5 protein-coding genes are annotated in these 3,628 nt (G+C 38.2%); all 5 read right to left on the minus strand.

The genetic code is table 11. The features are described from left to right. Positions 1 to 118: NAD(P)H-quinone oxidoreductase subunit O (gene ndhO / locus LC574_RS31120; protein ID WP_229457442.1), on the minus strand; the 118-nt coding region annotated here is incomplete at its 3' end. 118 nt (positions 119 to 236) lie between these two features. Next, entirely contained in the window at positions 237 to 1,013 is a 777-nt protein-coding gene (locus LC574_RS31125) for an SDR family oxidoreductase (protein WP_229457438.1), read from the minus strand. Between the two features lie 178 nt (positions 1,014 to 1,191). Continuing rightward, a complete protein-coding gene (locus LC574_RS31130) occupies positions 1,192 to 1,749 on the minus strand; it encodes a hypothetical protein (RefSeq protein ID WP_229457439.1) in 558 nt (185 codons plus the stop codon). Between the two features lie 612 nt (positions 1,750 to 2,361). Next, complete coding sequence (locus tag LC574_RS31135; protein WP_229457440.1) at positions 2,362 to 2,967, minus strand: exopolysaccharide biosynthesis protein; 606 nt, start codon at positions 2,965 to 2,967, stop codon at positions 2,362 to 2,364. A gap of 61 nt (positions 2,968 to 3,028) precedes the next feature. Next, the coding region (locus LC574_RS31140; RefSeq protein WP_229457441.1) for a lipid kinase at positions 3,029 to 3,628 on the minus strand (600 nt) is incomplete at its 5' end.

Genomic DNA, 3,628 nt, shown 5'->3' on the forward strand with positions numbered 1-3,628 from the left:
TTTCGCCCTTGCTGTCAAACAAATAAGAAGGAAAGCGAGTATCACTGGCTTTTGCTTCCAGACTGTTTTCCAGTTTCTCGCGGATAGCGCGAACCATATCTCCTTTTTTGACTGCCATAAATTCCCCGGTTTCTTTAACTCTAAACCCTCAACTCCCAACTCCTGTACAGACGCGATTAATCGCGTCTCTCCTAAGACGCGATTAATTGCGTCTCTCCTAACTCTTAAACATATACTTAGGTTTTAAAGTGTTTTGCTAACATATTCAATAGAAGTTTGCGCGGTACAAGTCGAGATAATTTGCTTCTAATTTGAGTGTTAGTATCAGAACTAATAACAGTTGGATAACCTTTTTCCAAAGCTTCTAAAGATTCCCAAACCACTTTTTCACAAGAATATACTTTATCTGTAGTACTTGCCAGCGCTGGAGGAAAATTAGCTTCTGCAAAAAAGTTTGTTTCTATTGGCCCTGGACAAGTGACTAAAATACGGACACCATATTGATTATTTTCTGCCCATAATGCTTCACTAAAGCTGAGAATAAAAGCTTTACTGGCAGCATAAACAGAAAGGTATGGTATCGGTTGAAATGCGGTAATAGAGGATACGTTAATAATACTTCCAGAACGACGTTGCCGCATCAAGGGGAGAAATTTATGGGTTAAATCTACCAATGCCAAAATGTTTAATTGTACAATTTTGACTTGTCTTTCTCCATCCCCTTCAGCAAAGTCGCCATAGTAACCAAAACCAGCATTATTGATTAATAAGTCAATGGTTAATTCCTTTTCTTTAGTGGCATTAAATACAGCAGCAGCTGCATTAGGTTCTGTGAGGTCTTTGACTATAACCTCTACTTGAATTTTGTGTTCTTCTTCTAGTTGTTTAGCTAATTGGCTTAGTTTCTCTTCGGAACGAGCAACGAGTACAAGATTTGTCTTGCGTGCAGCTAGTTCCTGGGCAAAAGCTTTACCAATACCACTAGATGCACCAGTAATTAAAGCAGTTGTCATTCTACATATTCAGATAATTTTTAACCACTATTAAAATTTTAGTGATGCTGGCTTTAAGTTTCAACTACCTAAAGTGATATACCCAAAAGGGGAAAAGCAGTATTTAGTAATGAAGTGAGGGCTGTGACCAAAATAATGATTTTTCTCATGACGATTCCAATTCAAAATGAATTGTTAATTACCATTTTTCAGACCAATAGATAATTTCTGAGGCGGAACTATTAATAGCAACGCCGTAGCTATTTCCATGATTCCACTTGAAGCCAGGTCTACCTTTATCTTCTGTATTTAATACCAATATTTCATAAGTAGGTGGAAAAGATTCTATATGAGAGTCACTAGTGTAGAAAAAAGTTGTCGGCACACCATTAAGTTGATTTATGTGGTCGTTTGTGTTACCACCTTTATATTTGTGCTTTGCACTACTTCTGTATTGTGAAAGTAATTTTTCTATCTTTTTTGGTGGCTGTTTCAGCCTAATTTGAAAAAAACTACTTCCTTGCACAAATTCGGAAGAGTAAGCAATGCGAACATCTTTGGCATCAGTGGGAATCTCATTAGGAAAATGTTTTACTTGGTCATTATCAGACCATAGTTGATTACGAATTTCTTTGTAGCGTGATGTATCAGTTATTATTTTAGGTTCCCTAGTACTGCTAAAAGTTTTTCTCAGAAAAAAGCTTCCTCCGACAATACTAAAACTAGCAAGGATTAATAGAAACTGCGATCGTTTCATCAAGTTGGGTACGTCTAACTTTCATAGTCATATACCCAACTAATAAACTAAATTAGTACTATTGCGGATATCCCATCAGAGATATTAACAGAAACTTTGCGTATCCAAAGGAAATCCGGGATAATTGTAAAATTACTGTAAAGTTGGTCAATGATTACCTAGTTAAATACCGTAGGTTATCCTCGTTGATATCAGTACTACCTTTGTAGCTAAACGAAATCAATTCCACAGCCATCCATTTTTTTTCAATTTTTCCTGATGCAGCAATAACTAAGGCGGAGATATAAATAGTAGATGCACCTTAATTAAATCACAGCCCTCAGCTTTTAGTTTGGGGCTTTTTTTTATTGATATTTTTTGATTTTATAGGAATCCTAAATGATATGTGAAAAATTTTAAGTAATGTAGGGTGGGCTTTGCCCACCAAAACCCGATATGGTGGGCTTTGCCCACCCTACGTGTATTTCAAAAATCAAATAGGAGTCCTATAAATTAAAATAAATTTTTTACAAAGTTAAATCTTCCCGGATATGGCAATTAATAAAGCGGATTAATAAATGGTAGATGCACCCTAATAAATTCCAGCCTTCAGCTTTTAGTTGAAGGCTTTTATTATTTAAATATAGATGGCAGCAAGCTGGGAGCTAACCATACTGCGTAACCAATAAATCCAAAGAGCAACGTAATTAGGACAGTAATACCGTAGCTGATGCAAATTAATAAACCGTCAGATTCGATGGTGGCAACAGTCAAAAGTAAAATACCTACAGTGGGGATGGGATTTGTAAAGGGAATTGGTAATATTAGTAATACTGTTAACAAAGAGATACAAAACCCATTAATTCGCCAAATCAAAGGATTATGGGCTATTTTTGCCAATCGGGGACGGGCGATTTTCTGTAACACTTTGGTAAGACGTCCCAAATTTTGCAAAAGCAACTGGGCAAAGGGACGAGGAAATTTGTAGTTAGCAATTCTTTTCGGCAGCCAAGGCTCACGCCTCCCTAAAACCATTTGCGCTGACAACAGTAAACAAGCACCACCAAAAGGGCCAGTTAATCCCGGTGGCATAGGAAATAAAAAGGGCAAAATTAATAATGTAATTACCAGGCAGAACCCTCGTTCTGAGGTTTCTGCCAGAATATCACCTAAAGTTAGCGGTTGTTCAGCTAGGCGTTGCAACAGGGACTTTATATCTTGAGAAAATCTCAGATGCATTTGGCGTGATTTGATACGAGTTCCCACATTTCTAGCAGAGGGAGATGAGAGAGAATAACTCCTAACTCCTAATTTCTGGGGGTACTAAAACAGTTATAGCTTTAGGTATAACTCGAAAATGAGCAGGCGTGTAGGTAGTGATTTCACCATCTGTATTGATAGGGCGAGGTTTACGAGTATGCACCTCTATTTCTTGACCTTGAAGAGAGCGTACACTCTCCCAATGTATATGTCGCCCTTGTCGCATCGCCGGGAGTAATAGTATAATCTGCCACCAATGTTTAATCTCCAAGCTATAGAGGTCTAGCCTTTGGTCATCTATTGTCGCATCGTCAGCCACTGCCATACCACCGCCGTAATAGCGGCCGTTACCCACAGCAATTTGCACTGTTTTCACGCGAACTGATTCACCATTGATTAAAATCTCCGCAGTAAAAGGTCTAGCTTCCAAAATCACTTGCAATGCAGTGGCGGCATAAGCAAATATTCCCCAACGGCGTTTGGCTTGTTTAGTAAGTCGCTGGGTAATTTTTACACTCAATCCCAGACTGGCAACGTTAAAAAAGTGCTTGCCGTTCACCCAACCCAAGTCGATGCGGTGTAAATTTTTATATGAAATAATTTTGCAAGCTTCGCTGAGAGAATTCGGAATTAGATCGGA

The sequence above is a fragment of the Nostoc sp. CHAB 5715 genome, assembly GCF_020829685.1.
Classification (GTDB): domain Bacteria; phylum Cyanobacteriota; class Cyanobacteriia; order Cyanobacteriales; family Nostocaceae; genus Nostoc.

Bases quoted from the DNA above. Each gene is read 5' to 3' on its own strand.
- LC574_RS31130 (WP_229457439.1), bottom strand. From the start codon at position 1,749: ATGAAACGATCGCAGTTTCTATTAATCCTTGCTAGTTTTAGTATTGTC.
- LC574_RS31125 (WP_229457438.1), bottom strand. From the start codon at position 1,013: ATGACAACTGCTTTAATTACTGGTGCATCTAGTGGTATTGGTAAAGCT.
- LC574_RS31135 (WP_229457440.1), bottom strand. From the start codon at position 2,967: ATGCATCTGAGATTTTCTCAAGATATAAAGTCCCTGTTGCAACGCCTA.